The 20,027-nt window shown below is 70.2% G+C and carries 21 protein-coding genes; 14 read left to right on the forward strand and 7 right to left on the reverse strand.

The genetic code is table 11. From position 1 onward, the window contains the following. The first annotated feature begins 30 nt into the window (after positions 1 to 30). The gene (locus tag OH802_RS12870) at positions 31 to 381 is read left to right on the forward strand and encodes a hypothetical protein (protein WP_406028471.1); all 351 of its coding nucleotides are present in this window, start codon (positions 31 to 33) and stop codon (positions 379 to 381) included. Here the strand turns inward: OH802_RS12870 and OH802_RS12875 are convergent. Beyond that, complete coding sequence (locus tag OH802_RS12875) at positions 368 to 949, reverse strand: hypothetical protein (RefSeq protein WP_406028473.1); 582 nt, start codon at positions 947 to 949, stop codon at positions 368 to 370. The genes OH802_RS12870 and OH802_RS12875 overlap by 14 nt on opposite strands. Positions 950 to 1,053: 104 nt before the next feature. Between OH802_RS12875 and OH802_RS12880 the strand changes: the two genes are divergently transcribed. Together OH802_RS12880 and OH802_RS12885 are read left to right on the forward strand one after the other, a co-directional pair. Further along, positions 1,054 to 1,530: a pyridoxamine 5'-phosphate oxidase family protein gene (locus tag OH802_RS12880; RefSeq protein WP_406028475.1), complete on the forward strand. Its 477-nt coding sequence runs from the start codon at positions 1,054 to 1,056 to the stop codon at positions 1,528 to 1,530. 31 nt (positions 1,531 to 1,561) lie between these two features. Then, positions 1,562 to 2,014, forward strand: coding sequence for an NUDIX hydrolase (locus OH802_RS12885; protein WP_406028477.1), 453 nt, complete (start codon positions 1,562 to 1,564; stop codon positions 2,012 to 2,014). On the opposite strand, the gene OH802_RS12890 is transcribed toward OH802_RS12885, so the two are convergent. Next, on the reverse strand, positions 1,999 to 2,523 hold the full coding sequence (locus OH802_RS12890) for a cupin domain-containing protein (protein WP_355018123.1): 525 nt from the start codon (positions 2,521 to 2,523) through the stop codon (positions 1,999 to 2,001). The genes OH802_RS12885 and OH802_RS12890 overlap by 16 nt on opposite strands. A 54-nt stretch (positions 2,524 to 2,577) precedes the next feature. Here OH802_RS12890 and OH802_RS12895 point away from each other — a divergent pair, with 54 nt between their 5' ends. Continuing rightward, a complete protein-coding gene (locus tag OH802_RS12895) occupies positions 2,578 to 3,471 on the forward strand; it encodes an aminoglycoside phosphotransferase family protein (RefSeq protein ID WP_406028480.1) in 894 nt (297 codons plus the stop codon). A gap of 45 nt (positions 3,472 to 3,516) precedes the next feature. Next, complete coding sequence (locus tag OH802_RS12900; protein ID WP_406028482.1) at positions 3,517 to 4,164, forward strand: MOSC domain-containing protein; 648 nt, start codon at positions 3,517 to 3,519, stop codon at positions 4,162 to 4,164. On the opposite strand, the gene OH802_RS12905 is transcribed toward OH802_RS12900, so the two are convergent. Together OH802_RS12905 and OH802_RS12910 are read right to left on the reverse strand one after the other, a co-directional pair. Next, on the reverse strand, positions 4,161 to 5,249 hold the full coding sequence (locus tag OH802_RS12905; RefSeq protein WP_406028484.1) for a hypothetical protein: 1,089 nt from the start codon (positions 5,247 to 5,249) through the stop codon (positions 4,161 to 4,163). The two genes, OH802_RS12900 and OH802_RS12905, sit on opposite strands and share 4 nt — an antisense overlap. Further along, positions 5,246 to 5,734, reverse strand: coding sequence for a sigma-70 family RNA polymerase sigma factor (locus tag OH802_RS12910; RefSeq protein WP_406028486.1), 489 nt, complete (start codon positions 5,732 to 5,734; stop codon positions 5,246 to 5,248). The genes OH802_RS12905 and OH802_RS12910 overlap by 4 nt, the downstream gene beginning before the upstream one ends. Positions 5,735 to 5,846: 112 nt before the next feature. On the opposite strand from OH802_RS12910, the gene OH802_RS12915 reads away from it, so the two are divergent. The 6 genes from OH802_RS12915 to OH802_RS12940 all read left to right on the forward strand — a co-directional run bounded on the left by OH802_RS12915 (position 5,847) and on the right by OH802_RS12940 (position 15,198). Continuing rightward, positions 5,847 to 6,359: an ArsR/SmtB family transcription factor gene (locus OH802_RS12915; RefSeq protein WP_406028488.1), complete on the forward strand. Its 513-nt coding sequence runs from the start codon at positions 5,847 to 5,849 to the stop codon at positions 6,357 to 6,359. Beyond that, complete coding sequence (locus OH802_RS12920) at positions 6,356 to 7,600, forward strand: MFS transporter (RefSeq protein WP_406028490.1); 1,245 nt, start codon at positions 6,356 to 6,358, stop codon at positions 7,598 to 7,600. The genes OH802_RS12915 and OH802_RS12920 overlap by 4 nt, the downstream gene beginning before the upstream one ends. Positions 7,601 to 7,676: 76 nt before the next feature. After that, a complete protein-coding gene (locus OH802_RS12925; protein WP_406028492.1) occupies positions 7,677 to 9,440 on the forward strand; it encodes a serine hydrolase domain-containing protein in 1,764 nt (587 codons plus the stop codon). Positions 9,441 to 9,562: 122 nt separating this feature from the next. Beyond that, entirely contained in the window at positions 9,563 to 10,252 is a 690-nt protein-coding gene (locus OH802_RS12930) for a hypothetical protein (RefSeq protein WP_406028493.1), read from the forward strand. Then, positions 10,249 to 11,766, forward strand: a complete 1,518-nt coding sequence (locus OH802_RS12935) for a Y-family DNA polymerase (protein ID WP_406028495.1) — start codon at positions 10,249 to 10,251, stop codon at positions 11,764 to 11,766. Before OH802_RS12930 ends, OH802_RS12935 begins: the two co-directional genes overlap by 4 nt. A 12-nt stretch (positions 11,767 to 11,778) precedes the next feature. Further along, on the forward strand, positions 11,779 to 15,198 hold the full coding sequence (locus OH802_RS12940; protein ID WP_406028497.1) for an error-prone DNA polymerase: 3,420 nt from the start codon (positions 11,779 to 11,781) through the stop codon (positions 15,196 to 15,198). A 139-nt stretch (positions 15,199 to 15,337) separates the two neighbouring features. On the opposite strand, the gene OH802_RS12945 is transcribed toward OH802_RS12940, so the two are convergent. Beyond that, complete coding sequence (locus OH802_RS12945; RefSeq protein WP_406028499.1) at positions 15,338 to 16,045, reverse strand: GNAT family N-acetyltransferase; 708 nt, start codon at positions 16,043 to 16,045, stop codon at positions 15,338 to 15,340. Positions 16,046 to 16,114: 69 nt separating this feature from the next. On the opposite strand from OH802_RS12945, the gene hemW reads away from it, so the two are divergent. Both hemW and OH802_RS12955 read left to right on the forward strand, forming a co-directional pair. Continuing rightward, a complete protein-coding gene (hemW, locus tag OH802_RS12950; protein WP_406028501.1) occupies positions 16,115 to 17,326 on the forward strand; it encodes a radical SAM family heme chaperone HemW in 1,212 nt (403 codons plus the stop codon). A gap of 90 nt (positions 17,327 to 17,416) precedes the next feature. Beyond that, positions 17,417 to 17,611 (forward strand): PspC domain-containing protein, encoded by a 195-nt coding sequence (locus OH802_RS12955; protein ID WP_355018139.1) that lies wholly within the window; start codon positions 17,417 to 17,419, stop codon positions 17,609 to 17,611. Between the two features lie 7 nt (positions 17,612 to 17,618). On the opposite strand, the gene OH802_RS12960 is transcribed toward OH802_RS12955, so the two are convergent. Beyond that, positions 17,619 to 18,467 carry a DUF3097 domain-containing protein gene (locus tag OH802_RS12960; protein WP_406028504.1) on the reverse strand — a complete coding sequence of 283 codons (849 nt, stop codon included), beginning with the start codon at positions 18,465 to 18,467 and terminating at the stop codon, positions 17,619 to 17,621. A 19-nt stretch (positions 18,468 to 18,486) separates the two neighbouring features. Next, positions 18,487 to 18,759: a hypothetical protein gene (locus OH802_RS12965; RefSeq protein ID WP_406028506.1), complete on the reverse strand. Its 273-nt coding sequence runs from the start codon at positions 18,757 to 18,759 to the stop codon at positions 18,487 to 18,489. Positions 18,760 to 18,954: 195 nt separating this feature from the next. Between OH802_RS12965 and hrcA the strand changes: the two genes are divergently transcribed. Further along, the gene (gene hrcA, locus OH802_RS12970; RefSeq protein ID WP_406028508.1) at positions 18,955 to 20,004 is read left to right on the forward strand and encodes a heat-inducible transcriptional repressor HrcA; all 1,050 of its coding nucleotides are present in this window, start codon (positions 18,955 to 18,957) and stop codon (positions 20,002 to 20,004) included. Positions 20,005 to 20,027 lie beyond the last annotated feature (23 nt).

Raw genomic sequence — 20,027 nt, forward strand, 5'->3', positions numbered from 1 at the left:
CCCTGGGGCGACGAACGGGAGGGGACGTGGATGCGATCCGATGAGGAGCGCTCGGGCGCCCGTGGCTGGGTGTGGTGGTACGGGCTGTTCATCGGCTGCCTGCTGCTCGCGGCGGGAGCGGCAGAGACCGTTCGGGTCGTACGCAGCGGGGACGGTGGTCTTGCCTTCTGGTTCGGCACGCTCGTCGGTGGGGGTGTACTCGTCCTGGTAGGCACACTGCTGCTTCCCCGCAGACCTCGGACGGGGTTCGTGCTCACGGCGATCGGATGTGTCGCGGGGCTGCTCCCGACCATGTGGACGCTGATCGTGCCCGTGATGCTCGTGGCGCTGATCGTCGTCAGCGGCAGCCGGGCTATGGCGGCGCCGGTCAGGAGCGGATGAGCTCGATGCTGTCGAGGACGACGTCGAGGTCGTCGAGCCGCTGGTCGATGTCGTCGGGGTTCTGCCAGAACACACGGATGCCGTTGGCCTGCACATGGACGCAGTCGGCGGGCACGCCGTCGGAGTAGGACCACCAGCTGAGCCGCTCGCCCTCCAGGTCGCCAAAGGTGTCGGTCGGAGCGTCGTAGGTGACGTCCTTGACCTCGTCGTCACCGCCGATGTCCTCGTACTCCTTCAACTCGTCGTTCAGGTCCGCGAGCGACTCTTTCTCGCCGATCTCAACGCTGAAGAAGCGCTCCTCGGACGTACGCCAAGTGCACTGGCCGTCGGGGGTCTGGTCGCTCGGCTCGATGGACTCCGGCTCGAACTCCTTCGGCACGTCCAGCTTCAAGATCACCCGCTTCCCGCCGACGATCCCGGGGCACTCTGCCGTCGTGAATCCCTCCTGCGTCGAGGTCGAGGACGCCGAGAACGGCGTCGGTGCGTCCGTCGTCACCGGCCCCGAGCCGGCCCCGCAGGCCGACGTGGCAGCGATCAGGACGATCAAGGGTGCAGCCCGAAAATGCATGCCGGGTAGTCCATCACAGCAGGCGCCGGGGCCGCCGCCGAGCCACCGGTTATGCGCAAGAACGGTCGGGTCGGCCGGGGGCGGGCAGTGGTTGAGTGAGGCACATGCGTACAGAACAGATTCGGTTTCCGGAGGGATACGGCACGCCGAGCGAGCTGCTGGCGTGGGAGGACGTGCGGCAGCAGTTGGTCGAGGCGAAGCAGTTCTGGTTCGCGTTCGAGAGGCCGGGGCGGAGTCCGCACGTGACGCCGCTGGACGGGATCTGGTTCGAGGACAAGCTGGTCTACGGCGGCAGCCCGGAGACGCTGCACCGGCGGCTCGCGGCCGAGCATCCGAAGGTGACGGTGAACCTGCCGGATCCGTGGAAGTTGGTCGTCATCGAGGGCGAGGTGCGGACAACACCCTTCGCGCCCGAGACGGCCGAGGAGATCGCGGGGCTGCTGAACGCGAAGTATCCCGAGTACGGCGAGAACGTCTTCGAGGCGAAGCACTACATCGAGGGGGCGCCGGCGGTGCATCCACGGCGGATCCGGGCCTGGACGTCGTTCCCGAAGGACGCGACCGCCTTCGTCTTCGACTGACTTCCTGCTGGTCCGCGCTAGTCTCGCAGGGATGCACTTCACCGACTACGACACTCGGGTGGCGGCGTACGCCGTCATCGTCGACGACGCGGGGCGGATCCTGCTGAGCTGGTTCAACGGCAACCACCGCAACGACCCGGGCTGGACGCTGCCGGGTGGCGGTGTCGACTACGGCGAGCAGATGCCCGCCGCAGTCGTGCGGGAGGTGAAGGAGGAGACCGGCTACGACGTCGAGGTCGGGGCTCCGCTGACGACGAACGTGTACGTCGTGCCGTTCGACCCCGGTCGCCGGCCCTACCAGTCCACCCGGGTGGTCTTCGAGGCACGGATCGTCGGGGGTGAGCTGGGCACGCTGGAGGTCGACGGAACCACCGACTTCGCCGCGTGGGTCGGGCTGGACGACCCCGCGATCGAAGCCGACACCACCAGCCCGATCGTCCGGATGGGGATCGCGGCCCTGAAGGTCGCTCAGTCGACCCAGTAGTTGTCGTGGAGCTTGTAGAACTCCGCCATCTCGTCCGGACCGAGCTCGGTGCCCTCGGCCAGCTCGCGCAGCCCCTCGAAGTAGCCCTCCCGCGGCGCTCCCGGGGTGAAGTGGAGCAGCATCGAGGCGGGCTCGTCGGTGGTGTTGCGGAAGCCGTGCAGGCCGCCGACCGGCACGTGCACGAAGTCGCCGGCGCCGGCCGGGATCCACTCCTCGCCGTTGTAGATCCGCACGGTCCCGGTCAGCACGTAGAACGACTCGGCCACGGCACGGTGGAAGTGCGGCCCCGGGCCGGTCTCGTTGGGGCCGAAGTGCCAGCGGTAGAGCCCGTAGTCACCCGCGGTCGTCGCTCCGGTGGCGAGATAGTCGACCTTCACGCCGTTGGGGTAGGACAGGTCGGGCGGGGTGGTGTCGGGACGGTAGAACGCCGAGACCTCACCGGCCTCGCCGTCGTAGCGCTCGGGCGGGTAGGGAACACCTTTGGTCCCCATCGACTCTGGAAGTGACATGGGCACAACCTGCCCGATCCGTCCGGGGTTGGGAAGCGGATTAAGGTGGCTCGCGTGACGCCGCTGCCAGACTCCTTCGTGGCACTCGCGGCGAACGGTCCCGACTGGGCAGCGTGGCTCGACCGGCTGCCCGGGCTGGTGCGCGACCTGCTCGAGGAGTGGTCGCTGACACCGGACGGCGAGGCGACGCACGGCAATACCGCGGTCGTGGTTCCCGTGCGGACCACTGAGGGCGAGGCCGCGGTGCTGAAGGTCGGCTGGCCGCACTGGGAGGCCGAGCACGAGGCGCTGGCGCTGCAGACCTGGGGCGGTCGGGGTGCCGTACGCCTTCTCCGGGCCGACCCGAAGCGCTTCGCGCTGCTGTTGGAACGGCTGCACACCGAGGACCTCTCGGAGCTCTGGGACTTGCAGGCGTGCGAGATCGTGGGCGGGTTCTACCGGCGGCTGCACGTCCCGGCTCCGCCGCAGCTGCGTACGTTGTCTGCGCAGGCCGCACGCTGGGCGAGCGAGCTGGGGGAGTTGGAGCGACGGCTTCCGGTGCCGCCGCGGATGGTCGAGCAGGCACGGGCGATCGCCCGCGACTTCGCCGCCGACGAGGCCACCGACGGGAAGCTGATCCACACCGATCTGCACTTCGACAACGTCCTGCGAGCCGACCGCGAGGAGTGGCTGGTGATCGACCCGAAGCCCCTCTCCGGCGACCCGCACTACGAGCTCGCGCCGATGCTCTGGAACCGCTTCGAGGAGTACGCCGGGCGGATCCGTGACGGCGTACGGATGCGATTCTTCGCCCTTGTCGACGCCGCCGAGCTCGACGAGGACCGCGCCCGGGCCTGGGCGGTGCTGCGGCTGGTCGTCAACGTCAAGGACGAGGTCGAGGACAGCCAGGCCCCCGACAAGGACTGGATCACCGCGATGATCTCGGTCGCGAAGGCGGTCCAGGACTGAGAAACTCGCGTGCCTGATTCCGGCGCGGACTGGAGAATCTGCGCCATGCCCATCGTGCGAAGCGTCAACATCGGTCAGTCCAAGCCCGCCGAGTGGGCGGAGGTGGGCGCCACCTCGATCGAGAAGCTCGCCACGCCCGAGCCGGTGACGGTCGGCAGGGAGGGCATCGTGACCGACACGCAGACCGACCGGCGCCACCACGGCGGCGAGGAGCAGGCGGTCTACGCCTTCGCCCGCGAAGACCTCGATGTGTGGGGCTCGCGCCTGGGCGTGACTCTCCGTGACGGGCAGTTCGCCGAGAACCTCACCACCGAGGGGATCGACGTCAACGCGGCTCTGGTGGGGGAGCGGTGGCGGATCGGGACGGTGCTGCTGGAGATCTGCAGCGTGCGTACGCCGTGCAACGACTTCAAGAACTGGATGGGCGTCTCGGGCTACGACAACGCCCAGTGGGTCAAGAAGTTCACCGCCGAGGCCCGCCCGGGGCCCTACCTCCGCGTCCTCGAGGAGGGGCAGCTGCAGTCCGGCGACGAGATCGTCGTCGTCCACCGCCCCGACCACGGCATCACCGTCTCGACGCTCTTCAAGGCGCTCACCACCGACCGCGGTCTGCTCCCGAGCCTCATCGGCATCGACGGGCTCGGGGACAAGCCGCGGGCGGCGGCGGAGAAGTACGTCGCAGCCCAGCGTTAAGGACCGCAGTGCGTTTTGCCGCAACCGCGCAAGTAGTAACCCTCGGGGGAGATGCCCTGGATCTCGAGCTTGTTCAGCTGGTCCGTGGTGAGCTCGCCGGTCGGGATCAGCGCGACGGCCACGTTGTCCTCGGTGATGGTCGCGTCGAACCGCTGCTTGCCGACCCAGAACCAGGCGGACTCGATCGTCTCGTTGCCGAGCGATCGCGTCACCCGGATCCCATCCGCGGTCTCGGTCCACTCGGTGGTCGGCGGTTCCCGTGTCTCGCCCGGCTCGGGATGAACCAGGTTGCCGTCGGCGTCGTAGGCGCGGAACGTCGCCGACGTGACGGCGACCTTGTGGTCGGTCCAGGCGACCGCTACGCCGTTGACGACGGTCGCCGGGAAGTCCTCGCCGCTCGAGGTGAAGACCACCTCGGTGACGTTCATCTTCTCGGGGAGCGGAAGCAGGAACTCCGTGCCGTCGCCGACGCTTCCACGAGAGAAGTCCTCCCACTGCCCGGTCTCGGCGAAGGTGCCCCAGATCTGGGGTTGGCCGAATGCCCCCGCGAGATCGGGCTCGCTGTCGGCGTCCCGCCCGGCGCTCTGCGACGTCGAGCAGGTCACCTCATAGTCGGGGCCGTCGAAGATCGCCATTGCCGTCGATCCACGCTTCTCGGCGAGGAATGGCCAGGTGTCTGACGGGATCTTCTGGACCTCATCGGGGTCGATGGCATTGTTCGCCTCGGGGGCGTAGTCGTACAGGAGGTCCACGTCAGCCCAGGCCGTCTCCAGGCACCGCTTGCTCAGCGTGTCGAGCTCCTCGGAAGTGAGGTTGGTCGGGTTGCCCGACCAGTCGACCGGAGTCTTCTGCCCGGGCGCGGCCGTCCTCGACGGTTCCGGGGTGGCGATGTTCGAGTCGATCAGCCGATCGGGGATCGCGACGTACGCCATGACCCCGGCGAGTGAGAAGGCGGCGACGGCGGCGATCGCCTTCGCCGCGCGGCGGCGGCGACGCATCCGGTCACCGCGGCGCAGGATCTCGTTGGCAGGAAGGTCCAGGGTCTGGTGGCTGCTGTTGCGCAGCAAGGTCTCGATGTCGTTCATGACAGCATCCCTTCGGGGTCGGTCAGCTGCAGCCGCAGAGTCTTGAGCGCGTGGTGGAGCGTGGCGGAGACGGTGCCGCGAGCGATGCCGAGCTCGTGGGCGGTCGTCTCGGCGTCGAGGTCGAGGAAGTAGCGCAGCGCGACCACCTCGCGTTGCCGTGGTGGCAGCCGGCGTACGGCCTCCAACAGGTCGTGGTCGGTGTCGTCGTCGGAGTCGTGGCGGGGGAGCTCTTCGGGGGTGTCGGGAACGGTCAGCTCGCGGCGGCGCTTGCGCCACCAGGAGATGTCGACGTTGACCGCGGTGCGAACCACCCACGCCGCCGGGGAGTTGGCCAGTCTGACCGTCGGCCAGCGCGACCAGGCGCGTGCGAAGGCCTCAGCGGTCGCTTCCTCGGCCCGGCCGGGATCCATGCCGGTCGCGATCGCCGCACGCAGGCAGCGGTCCTTGGCACCGACGTAGAAGTCGGTGAATTCTTCTCGGCTCACGCCTGGATGACGCACAGCAGCCATTATCGGTTTAGGCGCGACCCGAATAATTGTTTGACGGTTCTGGCCGGCCTCACCAGACTCACTCCCCAACAAATCTTGGGAGGTTCGGGTGGACGAGGAGATCTCGCGGCTGCGGGCGGCCGGGCACCCGCTGCGGCTCCGGATGCTGTCACTGCTGACGGGCGCGGAGCTGTCGGCGGCGGAGGTGGCACGCGAGCTCGATCTGACGCATGCCAACGCCTCCTACCATCTCCGGCTGCTCGAGAACGCCGGGCTGATCGAGGTCGCGGGCGAGGAGCGGATCCGCGGTGGGGTCGCGAAAAGGTATCGGTACGTCTGGCGCCGCGACGCCGCCCAGGGGCCGCCGTCCAGGGAGGACGACGAGGTCCACACCCGCGCGATCGCCGAGGAGCTCGTACGCCGCCGCCGCTTGCGCGCCGACGGACCGGCCATCGTCTCGGACGCGGAGATGTGGGTCGACCCCGATGTCTGGCAGCGGGTCCACGACCTCGTCCGGGAGGCGAGCGGTCTGCTCCACGACAACGCTCGTCCGCCGCGTACGGAGGGCACGATCCACGTGAACCTGACCGCTTCCGCGTTCGTGATGGGTGAGGGCCAGTGAGCATCAAGGAGAGCCTCTTCGTCCTCAAGGAACGCGACTTCGGGTGGTTCTTCGCCTCGCGGTTCGTGAACCTCGCCGGCTCGTCGATGTCGCACGTGGCGCTCGCGTTCGCGGTGCTCGAGGTGACCGACTCGGCCTCCGCGCTGGGCTACGTCGTCGCCGCGCACACCATCCCGATGGTCGTGTTCCTGCTGATCGGCGGGGTGATCGCCGACCGGTTCTCGCGGCGGCTGGTGCTGCAGCTGAGCAACGTGGCCTCGGCCGTGACCCAGGCGGCCGCGGCGGCACTGGTCATCACCGGGCACGCCGAGATCTGGCATCTGGTCGTCCTGCAGGCGATGAACGGCACCACGATGGCGATGGCATTCCCTGCGATGCAGGGGATGGTTCCGCAGTTGGTGGCGAAGAAGGACCTGCAGCCGGCCAACCTGCTGCTCTCGATGTCGCGCAGCACCCTGACGATCCTGGGTCCGTCGGTCGCGGCCGCTCTCGTGGTCGGCGTCGGTGCCGGCTGGGCGCTGGCGGTCGACGCCCTGACCTGGCTGCTCGCGGCGATCTTCCTGCTCCCGGTGCGGATCCCGCCGCGCCCGGCGGACGCGGAGAAGACCTCGGCCATCGAGGATCTGCGGGCGGGGTGGACGTACTTCCGGAGCACCACCTGGCTGTGGGTCGTGGTGGTCGCCTTCATGATCCTCAACGCGATCCAGTCCGGCGGGCTGCACGTGCTGGGTCCTGCGTACGCCAAGTCCTCATCGCTCGGCGTCGAGGGCTGGGGCCTGGCCAACTCCGCGCTCGCGGCCGGGATGCTCGTCATGACGATCTTGCTGATGCGGGCCACGATCCGGCGCCCGTTGCGAGCGGGGATGTTCGGGATCATGGCGTTCTCGCTGCCCTTCTTCGCGCTCGCGCTGTGGCCGGAGACGGTGCCGCTCATCGTGGCGATGGCCATCGCCGGCGCCGGGATCGAGATCTTCAGCCTCGGCTGGAGCCTGGCGATGCAGGAGAACGTCCCGGGCGAGATGCTCTCCCGCGCCTACTCCTACGACGCGCTCGGCTCGTTCCTCGCGATGCCGATCGGGCAGCTCCTCTTCGGGCCGCTGGCGGCATGGTTCGGCGAGCGGCCGGTCTTCCTCGTCAGCGGCGTCCTCTACGCCGCGGTCTGCCTTGCCGCACTCTCGGTGCCCTCGGTGGTTAGGCTGCAACGCGTCGAGCAACCTGCCTCCGAAGGAACGCCTGTATGAGTGAGCGCCAGCGAACGACTATCGGCCTCAGGCCGCCACGTCCGTATTCTTGCCTCTGCCCAACGGAGGTGGCGGCATGAGCCTGAACACCTCCGTCGTCGACGAGCTCTTCCAGCAGCGCTTCGAGGAGAACCTGACTCCGGGCCTGGCCTATGGGGTCGTACGCGGCTCCGAGCTGCTCCACTCCGGCGCGTTCGGGGCGACGAGCGAGGGTGGTCCGGCGCCGACGGCCGAGAGCGTCTTCCGGATCGCGTCGATGTCGAAGTCGTTCACGGCGGCCGCGGTGCTGCTGCTGCGCGACCGCGGGCTGGTCGACCTGGACGAGGCGATCGCGCAGTACGTGCCCGAGCTCGTCGACCAGGCGCCCTACTCAGCCGACTCGCCGGCGGTGACGCTGCGGCTGCTGCTCTCGATGTCGGCCGGGCTGCCGACCGACGACCCGTGGGGCGACCGGCAGGAGTCGCTGTCCTATGACGACTTCGGGACGTTCCTCGACGGAGGCTTCTCGACCGGGCGGGAGCCGGGGGTCGGGTTCGAGTACTCCAACCTCGGCTATGCGCTGCTCGGGCGCGCGATCGAGAACGTGGTCGGTGGTTCGTCTCCTGAGGGGGCCAACCGGGACTTCGTCGAGCACGAGCTGCTGGCGCCGCTGGGGATGACCTCCTCGGCCTACTCGCCCGACGCGGTGCCGAACCGAGTGCCGGGTCATGTGCCGCCGCTGCATCCGGCGTGGGCCGGCGACCGGCTCGAGGGTCCGCCGACGTGGGCCGCGATCCCGCCTGTGCCGTCCGGGTCGTTCGCGGCGATGGGCGGTCTGCACTCCTCGGTCGCCGACCTGGCGCGCTGGGTCGGCGGCTTCCTGGGCGCCTTCTCCGCCGCCGCCGACGGGCATCCGCTGTCGAAGGCGTCGCGGCGGGAGATGCAGCAGCTGCACCGGTTCGGCTCGGTGTGTGCCTCGCTGGGGTTCTCCGGTGCCGAGGCGGGCGTCGGAGCGGTCGCCGCCGGCTACGGCTACGGCCTGATGGTCGACCACGACAGCCGTCTCGGGCAGCTCGTCCACCACTCCGGCGGCTACCCCGGCTACGGCTCGCGGATGGTCTGGCACCCCGAGACCGGCCTGGGCGTGATCACGCTGTCCAACAGCACGTACGCCGGGGGCTACCCGACCGCGATGACCGCGCTGCGCTCGCTGGTGGCGGACGAGCTCGCCGGTAATGGTCCGCAGCGGTTCTCGACGGTGGTCAAGGGCCTGCGGCCGCGGCTCGACACGGCGCTGGAGGCCGCGGTCGAGCGGCTGCGTACCTTCGATCCTGCGGGTGCTGAGGTGTTCGCGCTGCCGTCGCTCTTCGCCGACAACGTCGAGCTCGACGCCCCCGACGCCGGCCGCCGCGTCCAGATCACCCAGGCGCGTGCGAAGGTCGGGCTGCCGCTGGGCGGCGCGCCCTACGGCTACTTCTCCCGCGCGATGGGTGTCGCGCTCGCCGTGGTGCCGGCCGAGAAGGGCCGTTACGACATCGAGGTCATGCTCTCGCCGGAGGCCGAGCCGCGCATCCAGACCCTGCGTGTCAACGCCGTCCCCGACGCCCACGGGGGCCTCGTCGCCGCCGCCCGCGCCGCCCTCGAGGAGAGCTCCCCGGTCATCGCCGCCCTCCGGGCCTTCGGCGTGCCCGAGCTGATCACGACGCCCCTGTCCGGCGATGGTTCGTCGAAGGCCGACTTCCTGGTCGTCGCCGGCACGACCTACTGGAAGATCGCGGTGGCCAAGACGACCACCGTCACCGCCCTCCCCACCTCCGACCACCCCCGCCTCACCTACCTCGCCTCCGCACTCCGCGGCTGACTCCTGCGTCGGCCGAGATGGCATTCCGCTGCCCGCTCGACCGACGTAAGTGACGTCTCGGCCGGCGGGAGCGACGTCTCGGCGGGGTTGCTTCGTTCGAACAAATGTTCGATACTCATTGAGTGGGAGTGGTAGCGGGGATTGAGCGACACCAGAAGCTGGCTCAGATCGAGCAGCTTCGGTCGAAGGTGCGACGGCTGGAGCAGAAGCCGGGCATCGGCGCGGAGCTGGCGACGCACGAGGCGCTCGGTGGGGTGGTGCAGCTACGGGCCGGAGGGACGTACGCGGCCGACTCGCTGTCGCTGGCCATGCTGCTGCTCGCGGGGCCGTCGGCGGCGGGGGAGTGGACCGCCGTCGTCGGGGTGGAGGACTTCGGCGTCGAGGCGGCGGCCGAGGCCGGGGTCGACCTGGAGCGGACCATCCTGGTGCCACGGCCGAAGGACTCCTGGCTGGAGGCGACCGCGGCGCTGGTCGACGTGGCCACGCTGGTGCTGGTCCGGCCGACCGGTCGGGTGACCCCGGGCGTCGCCGAGAAGATCGGTGCCCGGCTGCGCACCCGCGGCGCCGCGCTGGTGGCGCTGGGGGAGTGGCCGAGAGCAGACGTACGTCTGCGGGCGACCGAGCCGCGCTGGGTCGGGCTGGGCAACGGCGACGGCCATCTCCGGGCGAGAAGGATGGTGGTCGAGGCGGTGCGCGGGACGGCTCCGCCGCGGCGTACGGCGCTCTGGTTCCCGGCCGAGGACGGCGGTCTGCGGCGCGTCCTCGAACCCGTCGCTGACCTTGCTGACCTGCGGAAACAGGAGTCGGCATGAGTCGCACGGTGGTGGTCTGGTGCGCCGACTGGCCGGTCGCCGCGGCGCTGGGCGAGGCCGGCTTGCCGCGGCACCTGCCCGCCGCGGTCTTCGCGCAGAACCGGGTCCAGGCCTACAACCAGGCGGCGCGGGAGTTCGGGATCAAGCGCGGGATGCGGCGCCGGGACGCCCAGTCGCGCTGCCCGGAGGTGCAGGTGCTCGCCGCCGACGAAGCCCGTGACGCGCGGGTCTTCGAGGAGGTGCTGGTGCGCCTGGAGGAGCTGCGTCCCGGCGTCATGCCGCTGCGTCCCGGGCTGGTCGCGCTGCGCTCGCCCGCACGCTTCTACGGCGGCGAGGCCGAGGCGGGCGCGGCGATCGCCGAGTGCGTGGTCGGGCTCGGGATCTGGGACGTACGGATCGGCATCGCCGATGAGCTCTTCACCGCCGAGCAGGCCGCGCGGAGCGCCGGGCTGCAGGAGACGTACGCCGTCCCGGCAGACGGAGGCTCCACCGCGTTCCTGCGCGCCCTGCCGGTCCATGTCCTCGAGGATGCGAACGCGGTCAGCCTGCTGCAGCGGCTCGGCCTGACCACGCTCGGCGGCCTCGCCGACCTGCCCGGCGCCGACGTCAAGGCGCGCTTCGGCGCGCAGGCCGCCTGGGTCCGCCAGGTGATCCACGGCGAGGGAGCGCGGCCGGTGACGGGGCGTACGCCACCGCCCGAGCTCACCACCGAGGTGGCCTTCGAGCCGCCGCTCGACTCCGCCGAGGCGGTCTGCTTCTCGGCCCGGCAAGCGGCGGAGGGGTTCGTCAAAGGCCTCGCGACGCGCCAGGAGGTCTGCACCGAGGTGCGGATCGAGGTCGCCATGGAGGACGTCCCCGACTCGGTACGCACCTGGGCGCATCCGCGGTGGTTCTCCTCCGTCGATCTCATCGACCGGCTGCACTGGCAGCTGGCCGGGGTCGTTGCGGGCGGGGCGGTGACCGAGGTCCGCTTCGTCCCCGAGGTCGCCGTCTCCGAGGCGGTCCACGCCGACGGTCTCTGGGGTGGCACGAACGAGCGCGTCGATCGCGGCATCGCCCGGGTGCAGGGCCTGCTCGGCCACGAGGCCGTCGTCTCCCCGGTGCTCCAGGGCGGCCGGACCCCACGCGACCGCCAGGCGTACGTCCCCTGGGGCGACCGCCCCAGCACCCTCCGCGACCGCACGTTGCCTTGGCCAGGAAGCATTCCGCCGCCGGCGCCTGCCCGGGTCCTGGCCGAACCCTGGCCGGCGGAGGTCTGCGACCAGGCCGGACGGCAGGTGCTGGTGCTCCCGCGCGGAGGCGTCTCCGCCGACCCCGCCCGCTACCGCCCCTCGGCCGGCCAACCCTGGCAGCGGGTCGCCTCCTGGGCCGGTCCGTGGCCGGTCACCGAGGCGTGGTGGGAGCCCGGCGGCGGTCGGCGGGTCGCCCGCTTCCAGCTCGTCGGGGTCGACGGCCGCGCCTGGCTGGCCACCTTCGACACCGACCACTGGCTCACCGAAGCCAGCTACGACTGATGGGCTCGGCTGATGGGCTGGAACAACCCCGAGATCCCGTGGAAGGAGCTGGAGCGGCGACTGTCGGGTCGTCCGCCGAAGGACCCCTACGGCGATGCGCCGATCTCGCGCCGCAAGAAGCGGCTGACCGATGAGGAGGTGCGCGGGCCGGAGGGCCCGGTGGTGCCGTACGCCGAGCTCCACGCCCACTCCGACTTCTCCTTCCTCGACGGAGCGAGCTCCCCGTCGGCGCTGGTCAGCGAGGCGATCCGGCAGGGGCTGCACGGGATCGCGATCACCGACCACGACGGGTTCTACGGGGCACCTGCCTTCGCCGAGGCGGCGCAGAAGCTGACGGGACCGGCACGGCTGCTGACCGTCTACGGCGCCGAGCTGTCCCTGGGCCTGACCAAGCCGCAGAACGGGATCGCCGACCCCGAGGGCAGCCACCTCCTCGTGCTCGCCCGGGGCGTCGAGGGCTACCGGCAGCTGGCCGGCGCGATCACCGAGGCGCAGCTGCGCGGCGACGAGAAGGGCCGGCCGGCCTACGACCTCGACGAGCTCGCCGACCGGGCTCGCGTCGGCAACTGGCTGATCCTGACCGGGTGCCGCAAGGGCACCGTACGTCAGGCCCTCACCGGCACCGGCCCGATCGCCGCGGCCAGGGCGCTGCGCGAGCTCACCGACAGGTTCGGCCACGACAACGTCGTCGTCGAGCTGACCGACCGCGGCCATCCGACCGACTCCTACGACAACGACCTGCTCGCCGGCATCGCCCGCGAGGCCGGCCTGCCCACGGTCGCCACCAACAACGTCCACTACGCCACGCCCGACCGGCACCGGGTGGCCGACGCGCTCGCGGCGGTCCGCGCGCGCCGCACCCTGAGCGACATCGCCGGCTGGCTCCCGGCCGGCCCGGTGGCGTACGTCAGGTCGGGGGAGGAGATGGACCAGCTCTTCCGGCGCTACCCGGGCGCGGTGGCACACAGCGTCGAGATCGCCGACGAGTGTGCCTTCGACCTGCGCAAGGCCACCCCGAAGCTGCCCAAGCGCGGGATCCCCGAGGGCGAGACCGCCGCGAGCCGGCTGCGTCACCTGACCGAGGAGGGTTTCGCGGAGCGCTACGCGAAGGCGTACGCCAGCGACCCGGAGTTCGTCGAGAAGGCCCGCAAGCGGGTGGATCATGAGCTCGACGTCATCGAGCGCAAGGACTTCCCGGGCTACTTCGTGATCGTGCACGACATCGTCGAGTTCGCGCGGAGCGAGAAGATCCTCTGTCAGGGGCGAGGGTCGGCGGCCGCGTCCGCGGTCTGCTACGCGCTCGGGATCACCGCGATCGACCCGGTCTTCTACAAGCTGCCGTTCGAGCGGTTCATCTCCGTGCACCGGGAGGAGGAGCCGGACATCGACGTCGACTTCGACTCCGACAAGCGCGAGACGGTGATCCAGTGGGTCTACGACACCTACGGCCGGCGCAACGCCGCGCAGGTCGCGAACATCGTCGGCTACCGGCCGAAGATGGCGGTCAGGGACGCGGCCAAGGCGCTCGGCCACAGCCCCGGCCAGCAGGACGCCTGGTCCAAGCATCTCGGCTACTCCCGCGTCGAGGCACCGGACGACGTCGGCATCCCCGCTCCGGTCCTCGCGCTGGCCGAGGAGATCCACGGAGCCCCGCGCCATCTCGGCATCCACTCCGGCGGAATGGTGCTGACCGAGGAGCCGATCGGCGAGGTCGTACCCATCGAGCGTGCCCGCATGGACAAACGCACCGTGATCCAGTGGGACAAGGACGCCGCCGAATACATGGGGCTGGTGAAGTTCGACCTGCTCGGGCTCGGAATGCTGGCGGCGCTCGACCACATGATGCATCTGGCTCTCGAGCACCTGGGGGAGGGCTGGGCCCTGGCGACCATCCCCAAGGAGGAGCCGGCGGTCTACGACATGCTCTGCCGGGCCGACTCGATCGGGGTCTTCCAGGTCGAGTCGCGCGCGCAGATCGGCACCCTGCCGCGCCTGCAGCCGCGCTGCTTCTACGACCTGGCCATCGAGATCGCGCTCATCCGGCCGGGGCCGGTGCAGGGCGGAGCGGTCCATCCCTACGTACGCCGGGCCACCGGGCGCGAGGAGGTCAGCTACGCCCACGAGCTGCTGGAGCCGGTGCTGGAGCGCACCCTCGGGGTGCCGCTGTTCCAGGAGCAGCTCATGGAGATGGGCCGCGTCCTGGGCGACTTCAACCACGACGACGCCGATCTGCTGCGCCGGGCGATGGGCTCGAAGCGTGGTCTCGAGCGGATCGACTCGCTCAAGGAGCAGCTCTATGAGGGCATGCGAGCCAAGGGGATGACCGAGGAGACTGCCGAGGCGGTCTACACCCAGATCCTCTCCTTCGCGAACTTCGGCTTCGCCGAGTCCCACGCGCTGAGCTTCGCCAAGCTCGTCTACGCCTCGTCGTGGTTCAAGCTCCACTACCCGGCCGTGTTCCTGGCCGGCCTGCTCCGCGCCCAGCCGATGGGCTTCTACTCACCGCAGTCGCTGACCCAGGACGCCCGCCGCCACGGAGTGGAGGTACGCCGCCCCGACCTCGTCCTCAGCCAGGCCGCCGCAGACCTGGAGCCGCTCGACGTCGACGTCGTGTCGCCGACCGGGAAGGAGGACTGCCGGCTGGACGGGGAGAAGACCCCGTGGGTGCCCGGCACCCCCGACCCGACCCCGGAGCACCGGCGTGACGGCAACTTCGCGGTACGGCTGGGCCTGGACTCCGTACGCGGCATCGGCAAGGACGTTGCCAAGCGGATCGTGAAGGCCCGCGAGGAGGCGCCGTTCAAGGACTCCCTCGACCTCTCCCGTCGCGCCGGGCTGGAACGCGCCCAGCTCGAGGCGCTGGCGACCGCCGGATGTTTGGAGGTGTTCACATCGAGCCGTCGCCAGGCGCTGTGGCAGGCGGGCTGGACCGAGACCGAGGACCAGCTCGAAGGGGTGCGGTTCACCGCCGAGACCCCTGCGCTGCCCGGCCTCGACCCGGTCGAGGAGACCCTGGCCGACCTGTGGGCGACCGGCGTGACGCCCGGCAGCCATCCCTTCGCCCATCTCCGAGCCGGCCTGACCGCGGCGGGACTCCCGAAGATCAGCGACCTCCCCACCTCGGAGCCCGGCCGGCGCATCACCGTCGCCGGCCTGGTCACCCACCGCCAGCGCCCCGGGACCGCAGGCGGCGTCACCTTCATCAACCTCGAGGACGAGACCGGCATGCTCAACGTCGTCTGCTCCGCCGGCCTGTGGAGGAAGCACCGCAAGATCGCCGTCTCCACCTCGGTCATGCTCATCCGCGGCATCCTCGAGCGCAACGACGGGGTCACCAACCTGGTCGCCGACCGCCTCGCCCCGCTCGAGGAGATCCACCCCGAGGCCGCCAAGGCCATCGCCTCCCGCCACCGCTCCCGCGACTTCCACTGACCCCTGCCGAGACGTCAGCTAGGTCGGCCGAGGCGTCAGTACGTCGGCCGAGAAGTCACTCCCGTCGGTCGAGACGGCAGCCGGTGACCTCTCGCGCGACGTACGTGACCTCTCGGCCGACGCGGGTGACGCCTCGGCGCTAGGCGGCCGCGCGGAAGAGCTCGAAGGTCGTACGCCGCCGCTCCTCGAACCCGAGACCGAGGTAGACCGAGATGGCGCCGGTGTTGGCGACCGAGGCATGCATCAGCGCACGAGAGCCGCGGGCGTGGATGTCGGCGGTGACGGCGCGGACGAGGCGGCCGGCCAGTCCGCGACCGCGTGCCTCGGGGGCGGTGCAGACGGCGCTGATCTCGATCCACCCGCCCGGGTGCATCCGCTGGCCGGCCATCGCGACGAGGCGGCCCTCGTGGCGCAGCCCCAGATACGTACCCATCGTGTGGGTGGACTTCTCGAACGGTCCCGGCTCGGTGCGGGCGACGAGGTCGAGCATCTCGGGTACGTCGGCGGCCCCGAGCACGACCGCCTCGGGATCGGGCGCGGCAGCGACACGTGACGTCTCGACGAGCTGGACCCCTTCGCCGCCACCGACCATCTCCCACCCGTCCCCGCAGACACCGGCCGCGCCGGTGATCAGCGCGGTGCCGCCGGGCCCGACGGCCGCGGCCAGGTCGCGCCACGCCTGCGGGTCGCGCGGGTCGGAGACGGCGGCGAAAGGCGAGACGTCGGGACGGTAGCGACGGGCGAGTCCCGAGCCCTCGGCGAGCGAGGCATGCGCACCGGTCAGCGAGTGCCAGACCGGGTTGTCGAGAACATCGTCGAGAAGAAGATCAGGCTGCGAGACGGACACGCCGGAATTTTCCCACCACCCCTCCCATGACGGTTAACCCTTTTCGACAGGTGGATCGATAATGGAGGGGTGCCTTCCGCTCTGCCTCCCGGTGACCCCGCCCCCACCGACGGGTCACTGCCGGCCGAATCGCTGAGCACGCTGGGGGAGAAGGGGCTGGGCTTCTACGTCCACGTCCCGTTCTGCACGGTCAGATGCGGCTACTGCGACTTCAACACCTACACCGCGATCGAGCTGGGTCCGGGCGTGAGCCGGCAGACGTACGCCGACCAGGCCATCGAGGAGGTCCGGCTGGCGCGCCGGGTGCTGGCCGACAGTGACAAGCAGGTGGACACCGTCTTCTTCGGCGGCGGCACCCCGACCCTCCTGCCAGCGAGCGACCTGACCGGCATGCTCGGTGCGATCAGGGACGAGTTCGGCCTCGCCGACGACGTCGAGGTGACGACCGAGGCCAACCCCGACTCTGTCGACCTGGACTACCTGCGCACCCTGCGCGAGGGCGGCTTCACCCGGCTCAGCTTCGGCATGCAGTCGGCCGTCCCCCACGTACTGAAGACCCTCGACCGCACCCACGACCCCGAGCGGGTCCCACTGGTCGTGGAATGGGCGCGCGAGGCCGGTTTCGAGCAGGTCTCCCTCGACCTCATCTACGGCACCCCGGGAGAGTCGATCGACGACTGGCGCACCAGCCTCGACGCCGCGCTGGCCAGCGACCCCGACCACATCTCGGCCTACTCCCTCATCGTCGAGGACGGCACCGCCCTGGCCCGAAGGGTCAGAAGAGGCGAGATCGAGATGCCCGACGAGGACGACCTCGCCGACAAGTACGAGCTGGCCGACGCCACCCTCCGAAAGCACGGCCTGACCTGGTACGAGGTCTCCAACTGGGCCACCGACGAGTCCCAGCGCTGCCGTCACAACATGCTCTACTGGCAGGGCGGCGACTGGTGGGGTGTCGGCCCCGGCGCCCACAGCCACGTCGGCGGCACCCGGTGGTGGAACGTCAAGCACCCCAAGGCGTACGCCGACCGCATCGGCGCCGAGCAGAGCCCCGCCCACGCTCGCGAGATCCTCGCCGAGGAGGACCGGCGGGTCGAGCGCGTCCTCCTCGAACTGAGGCTCGCCGACGGCCTCCCGGCGGACGCCCTCGACGACGAGGGCCACGCCGCTCTCCCGGAGCAGGTACGTCGCGGTCTGGTCACCGTCGCCGACGACACGATCTTCCTCACCGAGACCGGCAGACTCCTCGCCGACGCGGTGGTCCGAGACCTGCTCCCCTAGCCCATCCCTGAGTCCGGGACCTTGGTCCTGATCGAAGGATCAGGGGTGATCCTGATTGGTAAAGAGGGCCCGAGAGGGGAGAGTGGAGTCATGGCAACCACAACTCTTTCCCGTCCCAGCAACGACAAATGGATCGCCGGCGTCTGCGGCGGTCTCGGCGACCGTTTCGGCATCAACTCGAACCTGATCCGGCTGGCCTTCGTGATCTCCTGCCTGCTCCCCGGACCGCAGTTCATCGTCTACATCGTGCTGTGGATCATCATGCCGAAGAAGTCGTCCTACTGACCGAGGCTCAGACGGGCTCGGTCACGAAGTCGATCAGCTCCTCGACCCGCCCGAGCAGGGCGGGCTCCAGGTCGCCGAACGAATTGACCCGTCCCAGGATGTGCTTCCAGGCCCGCGCGATGTCGGCCTGATCCCGGTGGGGCCAGCCCATGTGCTGGCAGATGCCCTTCTTCCACTCGATCGACCGCGGCACGTTCGGCCAGGCCTCGAGCCCGAGCCGGCCCGGCTTGACCGCCTGCCACACGTCGATGAACGGGTGACCGACGATCAGCACGTGCTGACCGACCGCGGAGCGCCGGATCGACTCCGCGATCCGGGCCTCCTTGGAGCCTTTGACCAGGTGGTCGACGAGCACCCCGACCCGCCGCTGCGGTCCGGGTTTGAACGAAACCAGGTGGTCGGCGAGGTCGTCGACACCGCCCAGATACTCGACGACGACGCCCTCGATCCGCAGGTCGTCACCCCAGATCTTCTCGACCAGCTCGGCGTCATGACGCCCCTCGACGAAGATCCGCGACTCGCGCGCGACCCGGGCCTTGACGTTGTCCACGGCCACCGAGCCCGACGCGGTGCGGGTCGGCTTCGCCGGCGCTGTGCGGGTCACCGGGGGAGTGAGGATGACCGGCTTGCCCTCGAGCCAGAAGCCCGGCCCGAGCGGGAACGTACGCCGCTTGCCCTTCCGGTCCTCGAGTGTCAGCGTGTGCAGGTCGCGGTCGATCCGCACGATCTCGCCGACGAAGTCGGTCTCGACCTCCTCGATCACAGCGCCCAGCTCTGCGGGAGTCTCGACGGCACGCCCGTTCTTGGGCTTGCGCCAGTCGCCGGCCAGTACGTCGGAGCCGTAGCGATCGCTCATCCGGAGAACGGTAGTGGAGTCAGCAGCGAGAACCGGTGAGCACGCGCCCGAGCTGCTCGAGAACCTCGTCCGGCGTGGCCGCGGCCTCCGGGAACCGGAAGGTCACGTGGTGGCCGCCGTCGAGGGTGATCCAGGAGACGTCGACGCTCTCGGCGGTGAGGTTGGAGAGGCGTACGCCCACGATGTGACGCGGTCGCAGGCCGAGCCGTGCCGAGAGCGAGCGGCACAGGTCCGCCTGGTGCTCGTCGTTGGCGTGGGCCGTGATGCGGACCAGCAGATCGTCGGCGATCATAGGACTCTCCAGTGGGGCGGAAGCAGTGCAGAATGGCTCTAAGGTCAGCCTAACCTAAGGCTATCTCGATAGCGAGAGAAGTGTCCCGTTCCACAGAGCGGAGCGGCCACCGGAAACTGGTGCCTGTGACGCGAACCGGTAGGATTGGCACTCGCACGGAATGAGTGCCAGGCAGCCAGGACGATAGGAGGGCAGATGCAGAACGAACGCAGGCTCTCCGTCCTCCGAGCGATCGTCGAGGACTATGTGAAGACCGAGGAGCCGGTCGGCTCCAAGGCGCTCGTGGAGCGTCACGGTCTCGGTGTCTCCCCGGCGACGGTACGCAACGACATGGCCGCGCTGGAGGAGGAGGGCTACATCACCGCCCCCCACACCAGCGCCGGCCGGGTGCCCACCGACAAGGGCTACCGGCTCTTCGTCGACCGGCTGACCACGGTCAAGCCGATGACTACCGCCGAGAAGCGGGCGATCGCCGGCTTCCTCGAGGGCGCGGTCGACCTCGACGACGTCGTTACCCGCTCGACCCGGCTGCTCTCGCAGCTGACCCGCCAGGTGGCGGTGGTGCAATACCCGACCCTGAGCCGCTCGACCGTCCGCCACGTCGAGCTGGTCGCGCTGGCCCCGACCAGGCTCCTCCTCGTGCTCATCCTCAGCACCGGCCGCGTCGAGCAGCGACTGCTCGAGGTGACCGAGGAGGTCTCCGAGGAGACCCTGGCCACGTTGCGCGCGAAGATCAACACCGCGGTCGCCGGCGCCGTCATCGCCGAGGCCGGCGAGGCGCTGCGCACGATCGCCCAGCCGGCCGACGCGCCCGCCGACGCCCCGCAGACGGATACATTGAAGGATGGGCTCGCGGCCGCGGTGGCGGAGGCCCTGATCGAGGCGATGAACGACCACCGCTCCGACGAGCGGATCTCCATCGGCGGCACCAGCAACCTGGCTCGTTTCGGCGACAGCTTCGACACCGCCGTACGCCCGCTCCTGGAGGCCCTCGAGGAGCACGTCGTCCTGCTCAAACTGATGGGCGAGGCGACCGCGGGCGGACTGGTCACGGTGCGGATCGGCGCCGAAGGCCCCTACCAGGAGCTCTCCCAGACCAGCGTGGTCGCGACCGGCTACGGACCTGGCGACGAGGCGCTGGCCACGCTCGGCGTGGTCGGCCCCACCCGGATGGACTACCCCGGATCCATGGCGGCGGTGCGCGCGGTGGCGCGCTACCTCTCCCGGATCCTCGACGAGGCTTGAGCAGCAGACTCGATTCAAGGAAG

Origin of the sequence: Nocardioides sp. NBC_00850, from assembly GCF_045207335.1 — a bacterium.
Classification (GTDB): Bacteria; Actinomycetota; Actinomycetes; order Propionibacteriales; family Nocardioidaceae; genus Nocardioides.